We start from the raw sequence: 16,148 nt of genomic DNA, 5'->3' as shown, positions 1-16,148 counted from the left end.
TTCCTTCTCCCCTTGTGGGAGAAGGTGGCGCCGGCGAATTCGGCGTCGGATGAGGGGAGCGACGGAGCTCCTCTGCACCCCTCACCCGTCTCGACACGCTACGCGCGTCGATCCACCCTCTCCCACAAGGGGAGAGGGAGGAAAGAATCGGAACCACTGCCCGGCCGATGACTTGAACCGCATCTTCCACGCCAATCGGTGCGCCGCATGATCGACGACCTCTGGTACAAGAACGCCGTATTCTATTGTCTCTCGGTAGGCAGTTTCATGGATGCCGACGGCGACGGCGTCGGTGACTTCAAGGGACTGACGCGGCGGCTGGATTATCTCGACGGGCTCGGCGTCACCGCGATCTGGCTGATGCCCTTTCAACCCTCGCCCGGCCGCGACGACGGCTACGATATCTCCGATTATTACGGCGTCGATCCGAAGTACGGCTCGCTCGGCGATTTCGTCGAGTTTACCCATGGCTGTCACCAGCGCGGCATCCGCGTCATCATCGATCTCGTGGTCAACCACACCTCGGACCAACACGGCTGGTTCAAGGATGCGAAGAGGTCGCCCGACTCGAAGTATCGTGACTGGTACGTGTGGTCCGACAAGAAGCCTGCCAACGCCAACAAGGGCATGGTGTTTCCCGGCGTGCAGAAATCCACCTGGACGCGCGAGAAGGACGCGGCGTCCTGGTTCTTTCACCGCTTCTATGATTTCCAGCCCGACCTCAACACCTCGAACCCGCACGTACAGGCCGAGATCTTGAAGATCATGGGGTTCTGGCTACAGCTCGGCGTGTCCGGTTTTCGCATGGATGCGGTGCCGTTCGTGATCGCCACCAAGGGACCGAAGGTCAACAAGCCCGACGAACAATACGACATGCTGCGCGGCTTCCGGGAATACCTGCAGTGGCGCAAGGGTGACGCCATCATCCTCGCCGAAGCCAATGTCGAGCCGGAAACCGACATGGAGTATTTTGGCGATGACGGCGATCGCATGCAGATGATGTTCAACTTCCACGTCAACCAGAACCTGTTCTACGCGCTGGCGTCCGGCGACTCCCGCCCATTGGCCGCTGCGCTGAAGGTGACCAGGCAGCGCCCAGCGACGGCGCAATGGGGCCTGTTCCTGCGCAACCATGACGAGCTCGACCTTGGCCGCCTCAGCGAGCAACAGCGCGCGACCGTGTTCGAGAAATTCGGCTCCGACAAATCGATGCAGCTCTATGACCGCGGCATCCGGCGCCGCCTCGCGCCAATGCTGGGCGGCGACCGCCGCCGGCTCGAACTGGCCTACAGCCTGATGTATTCGCTACCGGGCACGCCGGTGCTGCGCTATGGCGACGAGATCGCGATGGGGGACGATCTCAGCCTGTCGGAGCGCAACTGCGCGCGTACGCCGATGCAATGGTCGAGCGAGCCGCAAGCCGGCTTTACCAAGCACGACAGGCCGAAGAACCCGGTGATCGACAAGGGCCCGTTTGGCTATACGCACGTCAATGTCGCCATGCAGCGCCGCGATCCCAATTCCATGCTGAACTGGACCGAGCGCATGATCCGGATGCGCAAGGAGGTTCCGGAGATCGGCTGGGGCGATTTTGTGATCGTCCCGACCCGCAACCCGGCGGTGCTGGCGATCCGCTATGACTGGCGCAACAATTCGGTGCTGTTCGTGCATAATCTTGATGAGAAGCCGTGCGAAGTATCATTCGCGGTCGGCCTCAGGACCGAGCAGGACGGACACCTGATCAATCTGCTCGCCGAGGACCACAGCCACGCCGACGATAAGGGCAGGCATCATCTGATGCTGGAAGCCTATGCCTATCGCTGGTACCGCGTCGGCGGACTGGATTATCTGTTGCGGCGAAGCGACATCGACGGCGAGACGCAAGGGCATCCCGCATAGCGATCACGTCAGCTCAGCGCGCCGGCATGCACCCACCACAGCGGGTGCGCAAGCTGGATCGCATGCGCTGCCCGCTGCGCGTCGGCATCATTGGCGAAGATGGCAAAGCAGGTCGCGCCGGAGCCCGACATCCGCGCCAAGCGCGTGCCTTCGGCTGCGTTCAGCGCGGCAAGTACCTCGCCGATTATCGGCTCGACCTTCAGCGCCGGTGCTTCGAGATCGTTGGTTCCTGCACAGAGCGCCGCGATCCAGACATCGATCGACGCGCCCTCGCCTGGCCATTTCGGCGCCTTCAGCACGTCGGTCACCCCGACGCGCAATTCGCCGTTCTTCAGGCCGAGCTCCTTGAAGACATCCTTGGTCGCCACCGGCACCCGCGGATTCACCATCACGCAAGGCAGCCGTGGCAGGCGCAGCGGCAACAGCGTTTCACCAACGCCGGTCATCACGCAGGACTGTGACTTGAGGCAGACAGGAACGTCGGCACCGGTCAGCCGCGCGACCTCGATCACGCGGGCATCATCGAGTTCAAGCTTGTTGGTGCGCGCCAGCAGCCGCAAGGCGGCCGCGGCATCGGCCGAACCACCACCAATGCCAGCGGCGACCGGCAGATGCTTGTCGAGTGCGAAGGCGCCGAAGGTCAGGCCATCGCAGCGCTCGCCGAGCAGTCGCGCAGCCTTGGTGACGAGGTTGTCGGCGTGTTCGCCGCATTCCTCCGCGCGAGGTCCGCTTGTCGTCAGCGTCAGCTCGACACCGGACCGCAGCGTCAGGCGGTCCGCGCAGTCGGCAAACGCCACCACGCTTTCGAGGTCATGATAGCCGTCGACCCGGCGGCCAACTACCCGGAGGGTGAGATTGACCTTGGCGCGCGCGTCTTCTTCCAGCGCCGGCATCGACAAACCATCCATTCGATCAGCCGCCCTTGCCGTCTTCTTTTTTCTTGTCGGCGGAGGCCGCCGACGGCGTAGCGTCATCCGGCAATCCGTTTTCCATCTTGGCGTCGATCTTCGGCAGTTCTTCTGCTTCCGGCTTCAGATCACGCGCATGCTGCCACTGGAATTTGGCTTCCAGGGTGCGGCCGACGCGCCAATAGGCATCGCCGAGATGGTCGTTGATGGTCGGATCTTCCGGCTTCAGGTCGATGGCACGCTCGAGGTTCTTCACCGCATCCTCGTAATTGCCGATGCGAAAATAGGCCCAGCCGAGCGAGTCGACGATATAGCCATCATCGGGACGCTGATCGACGGCGCGCTTGATCATCTTCATGGCGTCGTCGAGGTTGATACCCTGGTCGATCCAGGAATAGCCGAGGTAGTTCAGCACATGCGGCTGCTCGGGCTGCAGCTCCAGCGCCTTGCGCATGTCAGCCTCGGCCTTGGCCCACTGCTTGGACCTCTCCTGGCAGATGCCACGGAAGTAGTAAGATACCCAGTTCGGCTTGTCGGACTGCGCGGCCTGAGCCTCGATGCCGAGCGTATAGGTCTCGGCGCATTCGGCGAATTTCTTGCGGCCGCGCTCGATGTTGCCGAGCGCCATGATAGCCTCGAGATCCTTCGGATCTTCCTTCACCACGCCCTTGAGAATGGCGATTGCCTCATCGCTGCGGTCGGCGGAGTCCAGATCGGTAGCCTGCTGGATCTGCGCATTGCGCTTCAGCGGAGAACTGGCCGGCATCCGCTCGTAGACCTTGATCGCCATCTGCGGCTTCTTCACCGATTCGTAGAGATCGGCCAGCGACAACAACGCCAGCGAATGGTCCGGCTTCAGATACAGCGCGAGCTGGAGGTAGACCAGGGCGAGATCCTCGCCGCCGCGGCGGGTCAGCGAGGCGCCGATGCCATACAGGGCTTCCGCGGCGCCAGCCTGCGCGCTGTCAACCAGCGGCACCAGCTTCTTGCCGGCCTTGGTGTCGCGAATACCTTCAAGAATCAGCGGATGGCGCGCCAGCTTCTTGTTGAAATTCTCGTAAATGGCCTGCGCCGATGCATCATCCTTGTTGCGAGACGTCCATCGCGCATAGGCGTCGGCAACACGCAAGGCGGAATCGTCTAGCTTGTAAGCGCGTTCAAACCGCGCGCCAGCGTCCTTCTGCTTGCCCGCGAGATCGAGCAGCATGCCGGCATGCAGATCCTTGAAGATCGGATACCACTCCGGTCCGGCCAGCTTGTCGATGTTGGAAATGGCGGTCTTGCTGTCGCCGGCACCGTAGCTGGCCCAGCCCGACAACAGGACCGCGACGAGATCGGTGATCGGGCCGCGAACCGACTGGCTGATATTCTGCTGCGCAGCGGCGTATTTTTTCGCCTTGAGATCGCGGACGCCGACCACCAGACGGGCCACGCGGTTCGACTTGTCGATGGTCAGAATACGATCCGCGAGCTTCACGGCCTCGTCGATGTCGCCATCGGCGAGCGACGAGATGAAGGCGCGGTCGAGCAACTCGTTGTTCTTCGGATCGGTGCGCAGCGCCGAGCGGTAAAACGCAGCGGCGGAGGTCGCGTCGCGCTCGACGCTGGCGTGCCGCGCGGCGAGGTAACTGCCCGCCGTTGTCAGTGATTTCAGATCGGTCTTGTTGGGAAACTGGGCGGCGCTGTCGCCTGCATGATCGGGAGTCTGCGCGAGCAGCGGGCCGGACGCCGCGAGCGCGGCAAAGGTCGCAACGGCAAGCGCCAGGCGATTGAAACGATTGGAAACCATAGGGTTCGCCTAGCTCCAGGATTTGTGGGCAGAAATACGAGACGGGCTAGAATGCGCATCTGTCCCGGCAGCATCAAGCCAACTGACAATGCCGGGTTTGGCGTTCAATCGCAAGGATCGGCGGCCATCCCGGAAGGCCCTGTAAAACAGCTTCCCGGCTATCGAACCGCGCCATCTTTCCTGAAAACCCTTTCAGTGTGGCGGTATCGTGACCGGCGGCACGCCCGGGACGAGGCCGCCGCTCACGCAATCGTGGTCGCGGCGGCGCTACATCGCCTCGTAATTCGGGCCGCCACCACCTTCCGGGGGAACCCAGGTGATGTTGCCGTTGGGGTCCTTCACGTCGCAGGTTTTGCAGTGAACGCAATTCTGCGCATTGATCTGGAAGCGCGGTCCGGTGCTTTCCTCGACCCATTCATAAACGCCTGCCGGGCAGTACCGGTTCGACGGACCGGCGAACACGTCGTGCTCCGAGGTCTTCTGCAGTTCCAGGTCGGCGACCTTGAGATGGATCGGCTGATCTTCCTCATGATTGGTATTCGACAGAAACACCGAGGACAGCCTGTCGAAGGTCAGCTTGCCGTCCGGCTTCGGATAGGCGATCGGCTGATAGTCCTTCGCCGGCTTCAACGTCTTGCGATCCGGCTTGGCATGGGACTGGGTGCCGAACAGCGAGAAGCCGAAGGTGTTGCACCACATGTCGAAGCCGCCGAGCGCATTGCCGAACAGGGTACCGAACTTCGACCATAACGGCTTTGCATTGCGGACCGGGAACAGATCCTTGCCAATCGAAGAAGACCGCCAGCCGTTTTCATAGTCGACCAGCTCATCATTGGCGCGGCCGGCCTGCAGTGCGACAGAGATGTGCTCCGCCGCCTGCATGCCGCTGGCCATCGCATTATGCACGCCCTTGATGCGCGGCACGTTGACGAAGCCCGCGGCGCAGCCGATCAACGCGCCGCCGGGGAAGGTCAGGCGCGGCACTGACTGATAGCCGCCTTCGGTGATGGCGCGTGAGCCGTAAGCCAGGCGCTTGGCGCCGGCAAAAGTGTCGCGGATTAGCGGGTGGGTCTTGAAACGCTGGAATTCCTCGAACGGATAGAGGTACGGATTTTCGTAGTTCAGGTGAAGCACGAAGCCGACGGCGACCAGATTGTCGTCGTAGTGATAGAGGAACGAGCCGCCGCCGGTGCCATTGTCGAGCGGCCAGCCAAACGAGTGCTGCACCGTACCTTTCTTGTGCTTGGCCGGATCGATCTGCCAGATTTCCTTGAGACCGATGCCGAACTTGCCGGGCTCGCAATCCTTGTCGAGCGCGAATTTGGCGATCAGCTGCTTGGTCAGGCTGCCGCGCGCGCCTTCGGCGAACAGCGTGTACTTGCCGAGCAGTTCCATGCCGCGGGTGAACGAATCCTTCGGCTTGCCGTCTCGGCCGACGCCCATGTCGCCGGTGGCGATACCGCGTACCGCGCCTTTCTCGTCGTACAGCGTTTCAGCGGCGGCAAAGCCGGGATAGATCTCGACGCCAAGCGCCTCGGCTTTCGCACCGAGCCAGCGCGTCACCATGCCCAGCGAGGTGATGTAGCAATGATCGTTGTGCATCAGCGGCGGCAGCAGGAAACCCGGCAGCTTGAAGCCGCCGGTCTTGGTCATGAAGAAGAACTGGTCGTCCTTGACCTGGGTCTTCAGCGGGCAATCGGCGTCCTCGCGCCAGTCCGGGATCAATTGGTCGAGCGACGCCGGATCGATCACCGCGCCGGACAGGATGTGTGCTCCGACTTCCGACCCCTTCTCGACCACCACGACCGAGAGTTCCGCGTTGAGTTGTTTCAGCCGGATCGCGGCAGCCAGACCCGATGGGCCGGCGCCAATGATGACGACGTCGAATTCCATGGACTCGCGCGGCGGAAGTTCTTCGCTGCTCATAATTTAATCTCTTTGACCCGTTCAGAACGCTTCTAGGAGATGTTGTTTCCGATTTTTTCGGGAAGAACAACCATCGAATGCCGCCGGGCACCGTTTCGCCGGCGGGCAAAATGCCCTAGATTGTCGGAATGCCCACCCTGTCGCCTGAACCCGCGCCGAGCATTGCGCAATTGCTGGCCTTTTACCTCGAAGCCGGGGTTGATTGCGCCCTGATGGATGAGCCGGTCAACCGGCTCGCCGATATCGACGTGGCCCCCGCCCTACCGGCTGCTGAAGCCACGTCAAAACGTCCGGTACTGGCGTCGATGAAGCCGACCACGCCGGCGCGACCGCCAGCCAAGGTCGAAGTCGCCCCCGAAGTGGCGATCGCCGCCGCCCGCGAGGTGGCGGGTGCGGCGCCGACGCTGGAGGCCCTGCACGCCACGCTGAAGAATTTCGAGGGCTGCGCCCTGAAATCGACCGCCACGCAGCTGGTATTCGCCGCCGGCAATCCGCAGGCGCGCATCATGTTTGTCGGCGAGACGCCCGGCCGCGACGAGGACATCGAGGGTCTGCCGTTTGTCGGCGCGCCGGGCAAGCTGCTCGATCGGATGATGGCCGCCATCGGGCTCGACCGCAGTACCGTCTATATCGCCAATGTTATTCCATGGCGACCGCCGGGCAACCGCACGCCGACGCCACAGGAGACGCAGATCTGCCTGCCGTTCATCCAGCGCCAGATCGAACTGGTCAATCCGGACATCCTGGTGACGCTGGGCAACCCTGCGACCCAGACCCTGCTGCGGACGAAGGACGGCATCATGAAATCGCGCGGGCGCTGGGTCGATTACGACACCGGCACGCGAAAAATCCGCGCCATTGCCAGCTTCCACCCGGAATATCTGCTGCGCTCACCGGGCTACAAGCGAATGGCCTGGGTCGATCTGCGCTTGATCGCCAAGGCGCTGCAGGCATTGCCCGCTTGCGGCGCCTGACTATGGCGCCTTCGGCCGCACGATGGCCCAGCCGATCCGCAGCGCCGGCTGCCGGCCGTTGACCAGACGATCGAACGCGCGCGGCACTTCCGGGGCGAGGCCCGGGAAGCGCACGGCGATATCTTCCGGCGGCGTGCCGACCGTATCCGCCGCGCGCCACACCACGACACCGCCGGTCTCGGCAAAGCTTTGCGGGGTGATCCATGGCGTGCGGGACGGCGTGGCATCGAGCAGCACGTGCGGTCGCGCCGGCCCCATGCCGATCAGCGAGGCCAATTGAGGGTCGCCGGCAGCGGCCTGCAGTTTCTGGCCGGTGCGGCGCTCGAAGCTTTCACCAAAGAAGCGGCCGATCTCGTTTGCCGGCAGCGCGGTGTCAACCTCGCGGTTGCTGATCCAGGGCTGGATCAGCAGGCTGGCAAAGGCTGCCAGCGCCGGCGCGACAATGGCGAAGGCCCAGACCTTGCGCAGCACCTGCTGACGCCGCAGCAGGATCAGGTCGCCCGATGCCACCACCACCGCCAGCCCCGCCATCATCAGCGCGATGCCGGCGCCGCCGGCGACCCGATCGAAGCCGTACAGGACCGCCAACAGGCCGCCGAGCAGGCCCGGCGCCAGCGCGAAGAAATACACGTAGCGCCGCGCCAGCGGATCGACCGGCGGGCGGAAGATCACCTGCGCATCCTCGGGCCGGCGTACCAGCCAGCCCCAGTTCATCGCGGTCAGCACGATCACCCCGGCCAGCATCGCCAGCAGCCCGCCGAGCAGCAGGCCGCCATGCTGTGCCCTGCCCGCGAGGTCAATCGCCGCGGGCAACGCCGGCACCACGATGGCATCGGCGCGGATCACCCACATCAGATAAGGCAATGCCAGCACCACAATCACCAGCAGTGCGAACAGCGGATCGAACGACGTCAGATTGCGGCGGCCCCGCGCGGTGGCCAGGCCAAAGGCGACCGGGAGCCACAGCAGCCACATCGCGCTGGACGTCGTGAGCAGCAGCAGCCCAGCCTCGATCGACAGCGCAAACCAGGCGTTGCGCCGGCCCTCACCGATCGCCAGCCAGGCATGCAGCAACAACATCGACCACAGCGGTCGCGCCAGCACCAGCGGTCCGAATTCGACACCCGGCGAACTGAACGCCGTGACCGTCATGGTCAGCAGCACCACAAGCACCGCCTGCGGGCCGCCGACCATGTTGCGCGCCAGATAGAACAGCGCGCGACAGGTCGCGATGAAACACAGCTGCGCCAGAAGATAGACGCCGAAAATATGATTGCCGGCGGCGCGGAAGGCGATATCGGCGAGCCAGAAGGCGAGCGGCGGGCCAAGGTCGGTACCGACCTGATATTCGCGGCCATAGGCCAGCACGGTGGCGAGATCGCCGGGCGGGCCGCGGTACAGCAGCAACGGCACCACCAGCCAGATCGCGGCCTGGCACAGCACGACGATCCAGAACACCAGGCGCGGCCGGGCGCGGATCAGTTCGACGATCAGGGAGGTGAAACGCATCAAGCGTGGGCCAGCCAACGGGAGTTCGGGCGTGCTTGTGTGATAAAGCGCGCCGACGGACGAGGCAACCGAGCAGCGCGCTAGGCCGACGCCTCGATCACAACCGCGGTCTCCCGCGGCAGCTGGGCATCCAGCGCAATGTCCTGATGCCTGGCGCGGGCCGCGGCCACCGGCGCGAACAGGCGACGATGATGGACGCTGGGGCCTAGTTCGGTCAATGCCGCCAGGTGCTGCGGCACCCCATAGCCCTTGTGGACTTCGAAACCGTAGCCGGGGCAATCCTCCGCCAGTCGGCACATCAGCCGGTCGCGCGACACTTTGGCCAGGATCGAGGCCGCGGCAATCGACAGAATGAGGCCGTCGCCGCCGATCACCGGCTCGCAGCCGCAACCGATATCGATCCTGTCGCGTCCATCGACGAAGACGTGCTTCGGCGCCTCCGGCAGCGCATGTACCGCGCGCGCCAGCGCCCACAGCGAGGCGCGAAGGATATTGTCCCGATCGATCCGGGCCGGCGAGGCATAGGCCACGGCGAAGGACGCGGTGGCGCAGATCTCCTCGAACAATTCCTCGCGCCTGGCAGCGGTGAGCCGCTTGGAATCATCGAGGCCTTTCGGAATGCGCTTCGGATCGAGAATCACGGCAGCAGCGACCACCGGTCCTGCCAGCGGACCTCTGCCGGCCTCGTCGCAACCTGCCACCGGCCAGACGCCGCTTTTCAGCAGCGCGCGTTCACGGGTGAAGCTCGGCGGTTTGAAAGCGATCGCCGGCTTGCGCGGCTTGGGCTGGTCGGGAGCTGGGGGGCGAATCATGCCGCGATCGTGCTGAACGGCGTCGACCCGCGCAACCGGGAACCTGCGGCCGTACCCATTCTTCACCGGCGATCGGGCGAGGGGAGCCCGCGTGGCTCACGAACTCCCCTCCACCCGCATGCGCTGCGCAGGCACCCTCGGAAGCGACGAGGGGCCAAGTCCTGGCAGCGAATTTCATCTCATCCCTGCCCCACGCTGGCGTCGAGTGGGATTTTCGCTCCGTCCTTCAAATTCCTAGAACAGGCTCAATTGCTGGGCCGGCTTGCTCAGCCGGATGAAATGATCTGTCGTCAGCTTCGAACGGCGTTTGTTGAGGCCGAGCCTGGCCGCGGCGATCTCGAAGCGGCGGCCGATCATCCAGGCCATCGGGCCGGTACCCTTCATCCTAGTACCCCATTGCGAGTCGTAGTCGCGGCCGCCGCGCATGTCGCGGATCAGCGTGAAAACGTGGCGGTAGCGGTCCGGATAATTGGCCATCAGCCATTCCCGGAACAGGTCGCGGACCTCGAGCGGCAGCCGCAGCAGCACATAGCTGGCCTCCTTGACGCCAGCATGCGCGGCCGCGTCAAGGATGCGCTCGATCTCGGCATCGTTGAGCGCCGGGATCACTGGCGCCACCATCACCGTGGTCGGAATGCCGGCCTCGGACAATTGCCTTAACGCTTCCAGCCGCCTCGCAGGCGACGACGCCCGTGGCTCCATGGTGCGCGACAGTTGCGGATCCAGCGAGGTGACGGAGATCGCCACCTTGACGAGGTTGCGCTTGGCCATCCGCGCCAGAATATCGATATCGCGGGTGACCAGGGCCGATTTGGTAACAATGCCGACCGGGTGCGAAGCGCGCTCCAGCACTTCGAGCATGCCGCGCATCACTTTATGCTCGCGCTCGATCGGCTGGTACGGATCGGTGTTGGTGCCGATCGCGATCATCTTCGGCTCGTAGTCCGGCGCCGCCAGCTCCTTCTCCAGGAGCCCCGGCGCGTCCGGCTTCACGAACAGCTTGGATTCAAAATCGAGGCCGGGCGACAGGCCGAGAAAGGCGTGGCTCGGCCGCGCGAAGCAATAGACGCAACCATGCTCGCAGCCGCGATAGGGATTGATCGAGCGATCGAAGCCGATATCTGGCGACTCGTTACGGGTGATGACCTTTCGCGCGGTGTCCACCGCGACGGTGGTCTTGAAGGCCGGCAGGTCGTCGAGGCTCTGCCAGCCGTCATCGAAGGCGACCCGGGCTTCGGCCTCGAAGCGGCCGCTGTCATTGGACTGAGCGCCGCGGCCGCGCCGTCGTTGCTTCTCGATCGCTACCGCGATCTCGGGAAAAGGCGAAGGCACACCCGCCGGTTCGGAGGGCGCCGTGACCGGCGGGTGCTTGATGGCGGCAGCATTTTTGCGACTCATGCCACCAGGATAGCGGCACGAAGGAACAAATCAAGAACATAAATTAATTAGCGTCACTCGGACGTGGTGTGCAATCTCGCACCAATGCTTGCGGGTTCAATTCTGCGGAAGTCGTACGGATATGTAACCACAAGGTGGTGTAACTCTGTCGAAGCCAATCATCAAAGGTAATATGTGCCTGCCATGCTGAGCGTGATCATTCCCACAGAAGGCGTCGAGCAGCCGGCCGTTGCCACCTTGGCGGCGTTGGTGCCGGGCGCCGCCGCCGGCGTGATCAAGGAGGTGCTGCTGGTGGATCGGGTCGAGAATGGCGTGATCGAGCATGTCGCCGACGTGGCCGGCTGCGGCTTCCTGAACTTTCAGGGTTCACGCGCGGCGGCGCTGGCGGCCGGCGCCCGCCAGGCGCGCTCGCCTTGGCTGATGTTTTTGCAGGCCGGCGCCGTGCTGGATGCCGGCTGGATCGATGAAACCTCACAATTCATCCAGCGGGTTTCAGGGAGTAACCGGCCGCGCGCCGGCATCTTCCGCTATGCCCGCTCCCCGTATAGCGACAGCGGTTTTCGTGACGGCCTGAAATTCCTGGCGCGGATGATCGCCGGCCCGTCGGCCGATCAGGGCCTGCTGATCGCCCGCGACCATTACGACCAGCTCGGCGGTCATGCCGACGCGCGCCGCTCCGAAGCGCGGTTGCTGCGCCGGCTTGGCCGCTCGTCGCGCACGCTGCTACGCAGCCGGATCATCGTCGCCTGACCCGGTCGGCAAACTACTTGCCAAAATCAACCAATTGATTGACTGTGGCAACCATCGAGGTTGGCCATGTCCGAGACCGCTGCCGAAAACCGGATCGCCGCCGTGCGCGGCTTCAATCGCTTCTACACCCGCAAGCTGGGCGTGCTGGAGCAGAACCTGCTCGACAGCCCCTATTCGCTGACCGAAGCGCGGGTGCTGTATGAGCTGGCGCATCGCGATGACCTCTCCGCCAAGCAGATCGCGGCCGACCTCAGCCTCGATGCCGGCTACCTCAGCCGCATTCTCCAGGTCTTTCTCGACAAGGGGCTGATCAGCCGCAAGCCGCTGCCTTCGGACCGCAGGCAATTCCAGCTCGGGCTGACGGCCAAGGGCCGGCTGGCCTCTGGCAGGCTCAACCGCAGTTCGCACGACCATGTCGCCGCGCTGCTGGGCGAACTTCCCCCCGGTGACGATGACCGCGTGGTGCAAGCGATGGCGACCATCGAGAACTTGCTGGCCCCCCAGGTGAGCAGAGCCCGCGCCGCGACGCTGCGGCCGCATCGGCCCGGAGACATCGGCTGGGTGATCTCGCGGCACGGCGCGCTTTACGCAGAGGAATATGGCTGGGACATCGGTTTCGAGGCCCTGGTCGCCGAGATCGCAGCGCAATTTATCCGCGGCTACGACGCATCGCGCGAAGCCTGCTGGATTGCCGAGGTTGATGGTCTGCCAGCCGGATCGATCTTCCTGGTGAAGGCTTCGGACGATATCGCCAGGATTCGGCTTCTGCTGGTTGAGCGAGCAGCGCGCGGGCTCGGCATCGGCCGCGCGCTGGTGCAGCAATGCATCCGCTTCGCGCGCCAGGCCGGCTATTCCTCGATCACATTGTGGACGCAGAGCAACCTGCTGGCCGCGCGCGGCATTTATCAGCACGCCGGCTTTGAATTGATCGCCAGCGAACCGCACCACAGTTTTGGCGTCGAGCTGGTCGGCGAGACCTGGGAGATGAAATTGTAGCTGTCATTCCGGGGAGTGGGCGGCGCCAGCCGCCCGCGACCCCGGAATCCCGAGATGCTTCAGCGCAGAACATCCCGGGATTCCGGGCCTGCGCCATCCGGCTTCGCCGTTAGCCGCATCCCGGAATGACAGTATGCGGCGCTACTTCGCCTTGCCGCGTCGCAAATGCTCATCCAGCCGCGGCATGATCTCGACGAAATTGCACGGCTTGGTGCGGTAATCCAACTGCGGCGCCAGAATGCCGTCCCAGCCGTCGCGGCAGGCGCCCGGCGACCCCGGCAGGCAGAAGATGAAGGTCGCGCCAGCGGTGCCCGCGGTAGCACGGCTCTGGATCGTCGAGGTGCCGATCTTGCCATGGCTCATCATGTGAAAGGCGATGGAAAAACCATCCATGCGCTTTTCGAACAGCGGTTCAATCGCTTCCGGCGTCACGTCGCGGCCCGTGAACCCGGTGCCGCCGGTAGTGATGATCGCATCTATGCCGACATCCGCGATCCATGCTCTGACGATGGCGCGGATCACCTCGACGTCGTCGGTGACGATGTCCCTGGCCGCGAGATGATGACCGGCCGCCGTCAGCCGATCCGCCAGCGTCGCGCCCGACTTGTCATCGGCGATCGAGCGCGTGTCGGAGATCGTCAGCACCGCGATGTTGAGCGGCACGAAGGATTTTACAGTATCAATAAGTGACATGGATCTCATTCCCCATTCGTCGTTGCGAGGAGCATTTGCGACGAAGCAATCCAGCCTTTGCCCGCGGCTCCTGGATTGCTTTGCTTCGCTCGCAATGACGCCTAAAGCTGCTGCGCGCCAAAAGTGTTGCAGGACGCCACGGTGCCCTGCTGATAGCCGGTCATGAACCAGCGCTTGCGCTGCTCGGCTGAGCCGTGGGTGAAAGAATCGGGCACCACGCGGCCCTGCGCCTGACGCTGCAGGGTATCGTCGCCGATCGCGGTCGCGGTCTGCAGCGCGGCATCGATGTCGCCCGCTTCGAGGAAGCCCGGGCGCTTTTTCGATTCGCGATTGACCCAGACGCCGGACAGGCAATCGGCCTGCAGCTCGACCTTGACCTGCAGCGCATTGGCCGCCGCCTTGCTGCCGGCCTGCTCCTGCAGCCGCTGTACGCGCGGCAGGATGCCCAGCAGGTTCTGGATGTGGTGACCAGCCTCATGCGCAATGATATAGGCCGCTGTGAATTTGCAGGCATTGCCGGAGCAGCCGTGAAAGCGCGTCTCGACCTGGCGGAAAAAGCCGGTGTCGAGAAAGATTTGTTTCTCGGGCGGGCAATAAAATGGCCCCATCGCCGCCTGCGCCTGACCGCAACGGCCGCCATTGGTGGCGTTCTTGAACAACACGATGCGCGGGCCGGAATAACGCTGCCCGCTTTCATTGAATATTTCGCTCCAGCGATCATCGATCTCGCCGAGCACGCCTGAAATCATGCTGCCCATTTCATCGGTCGGCGCGCCACCCTTGGACGGCGCCGAGCGACGGTCAGTCTGGTAGGTCGGCGCCTGTTGCTGGCCGCCGGTGAGAATCTCCGCGCCGCCGATCAGGATGCGCGGATCGATGCCGAACGCCCAGCCGACCAGGCCGAGCACGATCACGGTGCCGATACCGAGACCGCCGCCGCCCATCGGCAGGCCGAAACCACCGCCGCCACCGCCACCTTCGTCGTCACGACGGTCGTCGATATTGTCGCTGCGACGGAAGTCATCGTAACGCATGGCGGCTTTCCTTCATTTCATTCGTCTCGGATCGGGCGCCGACCCTAACGCGGCTGCGCCCGATAATTTCCATGGCATTTAGCATTAAACGGCCCGGCAAATATTGCCTAGCACGAACACCCAACAACAAGATTGCAATTAAGTCGATTTTTACTTTGCGGCGTCACAGTGTGGATAGTCGGTTTGTTAGTCCCGCGTCGCCGACAGCGTCGCCTGAGTCAGAGTAGTTGAGTCATGGTTGTTTCGCTTCGCGGGGCGTCTGCAAGGGCGCCCCGCATAGAAATAAAATCCGGCCCGAGCTCCCGTATCGTCATCGGGGATTGCGTCGCCGAGATGTCAAAGTTGCCGGCCCATTCGGTCGATCTGGTGTTCGCAGATCCACCGTACAACCTGCAACTGAAGGGCGACCTCAAACGCCCCGACGAATCGCACGTCGACGCGGTCACCGATGACTGGGACAAGTTCTCGTCATTCGCCGCCTATGACGATTTCACGCGCGCCTGGCTGCTTGCCGCCCGCCGCATCATGAAGCCGTCGGCGACCCTGTGGGTGATCGGATCCTACCACAACATTTTTCGTGTTGGCTCGATCATGCAGGACCTCGGCTTCTGGGTGCTGAACGATATCGTGTGGCGTAAATCCAACCCGATGCCGAATTTCCGCGGCCGCCGCTTCACCAATGCGCACGAGACCATGATCTGGGCTGCGCGCGACGAGAATGCCAAGGGCTATACCTTCAACTACGAGGCCCTCAAGGCCGCGAATGAAGACGTCCAGGCGCGTTCCGACTGGCTGATTCCCTTGTGCACCGGCGACGAGCGCCTGAAGGGCGCCGACGGCAAAAAGGTGCATCCAACCCAGAAGCCCGAAGGCCTGCTGGCCCGCGTGCTGCTGTCATCGTCGAAGCCCGGCGATCTGGTAATCGATCCGTTCAATGGTACCGGCACCACCGGCGCCGTCGCCAAGCGGCTCGGCCGCAATTATATCGGCTTCGAACGTGACCGCGACTACGCCGCCGCCGCCGAAGCCCGGATCGCAGCCATCGAGCCGCTGCCGGAAGCCACCCTCGCCCCGTTCATGACCGCCCGATCCGCGCCGCGCGTGGCTTTCTCCGAATTGCTCGAGCGCGGCATGATCCTGCCCGGCACCAAGCTTGTCGATGTGAAGAAACGCCATGGTGCGCTGGTGCGCGCCGACGGCGCCATCATGCTCGGCGACAAGGTCGGTTCGATCCACCGCATGGGCGCGGTCGCGCAAGGTTCCGCCGCCTGCAACGGCTGGACATTCTGGCACGTCGAAACCAAGAAGGGCCTCCGGCTGATCGACGAATTGCGCGCCGAAATCCGCAGCGGAATGGGTGGGGCCTGAACTCTACGCAGGATGCGCAAATGCGCCCTTGCGCAGCACGCTCGCGTTCCATCGTATCTGAACAATGAAAACGTGGGCACGCCCCGGCGCCC

The 16,148-nt window shown here is 63.7% G+C and carries 13 protein-coding genes; 5 read left to right on the top strand and 8 right to left on the bottom strand.

Annotated elements, in window-relative coordinates; all coding sequences use genetic code 11:
• Positions 1-207 precede the first annotated feature (207 nt).
• Complete coding sequence (locus Q0S16_RS10050) at positions 208-1,899, top strand: alpha-amylase family protein (RefSeq protein ID WP_295847706.1); 1,692 nt, start codon at positions 208-210, stop codon at positions 1,897-1,899.
• 8 nt (positions 1,900-1,907) lie between these two features.
• On the opposite strand, the gene Q0S16_RS10045 is transcribed toward Q0S16_RS10050, so the two are convergent.
• From Q0S16_RS10045 to Q0S16_RS10035, 3 genes are all read right to left on the bottom strand, one after another.
• On the bottom strand, positions 1,908-2,792 hold the full coding sequence (locus Q0S16_RS10045) for a 4-(cytidine 5'-diphospho)-2-C-methyl-D-erythritol kinase (protein WP_295847710.1): 885 nt from the start codon (positions 2,790-2,792) through the stop codon (positions 1,908-1,910).
• 19 nt (positions 2,793-2,811) lie between these two features.
• Positions 2,812-4,596 (bottom strand): tetratricopeptide repeat protein, encoded by a 1,785-nt coding sequence (locus Q0S16_RS10040; protein ID WP_295847704.1) that lies wholly within the window; start codon positions 4,594-4,596, stop codon positions 2,812-2,814.
• 267 nt (positions 4,597-4,863) lie between these two features.
• On the bottom strand, positions 4,864-6,522 hold the full coding sequence (locus tag Q0S16_RS10035) for an electron transfer flavoprotein-ubiquinone oxidoreductase (RefSeq protein ID WP_295847702.1): 1,659 nt from the start codon (positions 6,520-6,522) through the stop codon (positions 4,864-4,866).
• A gap of 137 nt (positions 6,523-6,659) precedes the next feature.
• Here Q0S16_RS10035 and Q0S16_RS10030 point away from each other — a divergent pair, with 137 nt between their 5' ends.
• Complete coding sequence (locus Q0S16_RS10030; protein WP_295847708.1) at positions 6,660-7,496, top strand: uracil-DNA glycosylase; 837 nt, start codon at positions 6,660-6,662, stop codon at positions 7,494-7,496.
• Here the strand turns inward: Q0S16_RS10030 and Q0S16_RS10025 are convergent, their stop codons facing one another.
• The 3 genes from Q0S16_RS10025 to Q0S16_RS10015 all read right to left on the bottom strand — a co-directional run bounded on the left by Q0S16_RS10025 (position 7,497) and on the right by Q0S16_RS10015 (position 11,215).
• Positions 7,497-9,005 carry a glycosyltransferase family 39 protein gene (locus Q0S16_RS10025; RefSeq protein WP_295847700.1) on the bottom strand — a complete coding sequence of 503 codons (1,509 nt, stop codon included), beginning with the start codon at positions 9,003-9,005 and terminating at the stop codon, positions 7,497-7,499.
• An 80-nt stretch (positions 9,006-9,085) separates the two neighbouring features.
• A complete protein-coding gene (locus tag Q0S16_RS10020; protein ID WP_295847698.1) occupies positions 9,086-9,817 on the bottom strand; it encodes a ribonuclease HII in 732 nt (243 codons plus the stop codon).
• A gap of 234 nt (positions 9,818-10,051) precedes the next feature.
• Entirely contained in the window at positions 10,052-11,215 is a 1,164-nt protein-coding gene (locus tag Q0S16_RS10015; RefSeq protein WP_295847695.1) for a PA0069 family radical SAM protein, read from the bottom strand.
• Positions 11,216-11,398: 183 nt separating this feature from the next.
• On the opposite strand from Q0S16_RS10015, the gene Q0S16_RS10010 reads away from it, so the two are divergent.
• Together Q0S16_RS10010 and Q0S16_RS10005 are read left to right on the top strand one after the other, a co-directional pair.
• Entirely contained in the window at positions 11,399-11,965 is a 567-nt protein-coding gene (locus Q0S16_RS10010) for a glycosyl transferase (protein WP_295847694.1), read from the top strand.
• A 66-nt stretch (positions 11,966-12,031) separates the two neighbouring features.
• Complete coding sequence (locus Q0S16_RS10005; protein WP_295847690.1) at positions 12,032-12,961, top strand: helix-turn-helix domain-containing GNAT family N-acetyltransferase; 930 nt, start codon at positions 12,032-12,034, stop codon at positions 12,959-12,961.
• Between the two features lie 141 nt (positions 12,962-13,102).
• On the opposite strand, the gene moaB is transcribed toward Q0S16_RS10005, so the two are convergent.
• Positions 13,103-13,654 carry a molybdenum cofactor biosynthesis protein B gene (gene moaB, locus Q0S16_RS10000; RefSeq protein ID WP_295847687.1) on the bottom strand — a complete coding sequence of 184 codons (552 nt, stop codon included), beginning with the start codon at positions 13,652-13,654 and terminating at the stop codon, positions 13,103-13,105.
• Positions 13,655-13,755: 101 nt separating this feature from the next.
• Positions 13,756-14,688, bottom strand: coding sequence for a neutral zinc metallopeptidase (locus Q0S16_RS09995; protein ID WP_295847685.1), 933 nt, complete (start codon positions 14,686-14,688; stop codon positions 13,756-13,758).
• Between the two features lie 234 nt (positions 14,689-14,922).
• Here Q0S16_RS09995 and Q0S16_RS09990 point away from each other — a divergent pair, with 234 nt between their 5' ends.
• Positions 14,923-16,056 carry a site-specific DNA-methyltransferase gene (locus Q0S16_RS09990; protein ID WP_295847683.1) on the top strand — a complete coding sequence of 378 codons (1,134 nt, stop codon included), beginning with the start codon at positions 14,923-14,925 and terminating at the stop codon, positions 16,054-16,056.
• The last annotated feature ends 92 nt before the right edge of the window (positions 16,057-16,148 follow it).

Origin of the sequence: Tardiphaga sp., assembly GCF_025356345.1 — a bacterium.
Lineage (GTDB): Bacteria > Pseudomonadota > Alphaproteobacteria > Rhizobiales > Xanthobacteraceae > Tardiphaga.
Note: the sequence above shows the minus strand (reverse complement) of the source record. Positions and strands in the feature narration are given on the sequence as shown.

Bases quoted from the DNA above. Each gene is read 5' to 3' on its own strand.
- Q0S16_RS10050 (WP_295847706.1), top strand. From the start codon at position 208: ATGATCGACGACCTCTGGTACAAGAACGCCGTATTCTATTGTCTCTCG.
- Q0S16_RS10045 (WP_295847710.1), bottom strand. From the start codon at position 2,792: ATGCCGGCGCTGGAAGAAGACGCGCGCGCCAAGGTCAATCTCACCCTC.
- Q0S16_RS10040 (WP_295847704.1), bottom strand. From the start codon at position 4,596: ATGGTTTCCAATCGTTTCAATCGCCTGGCGCTTGCCGTTGCGACCTTT.
- Q0S16_RS10035 (WP_295847702.1), bottom strand. From the start codon at position 6,522: ATGAGCAGCGAAGAACTTCCGCCGCGCGAGTCCATGGAATTCGACGTC.
- Q0S16_RS10025 (WP_295847700.1), bottom strand. From the start codon at position 9,005: ATGCGTTTCACCTCCCTGATCGTCGAACTGATCCGCGCCCGGCCGCGC.
- Q0S16_RS10020 (WP_295847698.1), bottom strand. From the start codon at position 9,817: ATGATTCGCCCCCCAGCTCCCGACCAGCCCAAGCCGCGCAAGCCGGCG.
- Q0S16_RS10015 (WP_295847695.1), bottom strand. From the start codon at position 11,215: ATGAGTCGCAAAAATGCTGCCGCCATCAAGCACCCGCCGGTCACGGCG.
- Q0S16_RS10010 (WP_295847694.1), top strand. From the start codon at position 11,399: ATGCTGAGCGTGATCATTCCCACAGAAGGCGTCGAGCAGCCGGCCGTT.
- Q0S16_RS10005 (WP_295847690.1), top strand. From the start codon at position 12,032: ATGTCCGAGACCGCTGCCGAAAACCGGATCGCCGCCGTGCGCGGCTTC.
- moaB (WP_295847687.1), bottom strand. From the start codon at position 13,654: ATGTCACTTATTGATACTGTAAAATCCTTCGTGCCGCTCAACATCGCG.
- Q0S16_RS09995 (WP_295847685.1), bottom strand. From the start codon at position 14,688: ATGCGTTACGATGACTTCCGTCGCAGCGACAATATCGACGACCGTCGT.
- Q0S16_RS09990 (WP_295847683.1), top strand. From the start codon at position 14,923: ATGGTTGTTTCGCTTCGCGGGGCGTCTGCAAGGGCGCCCCGCATAGAA.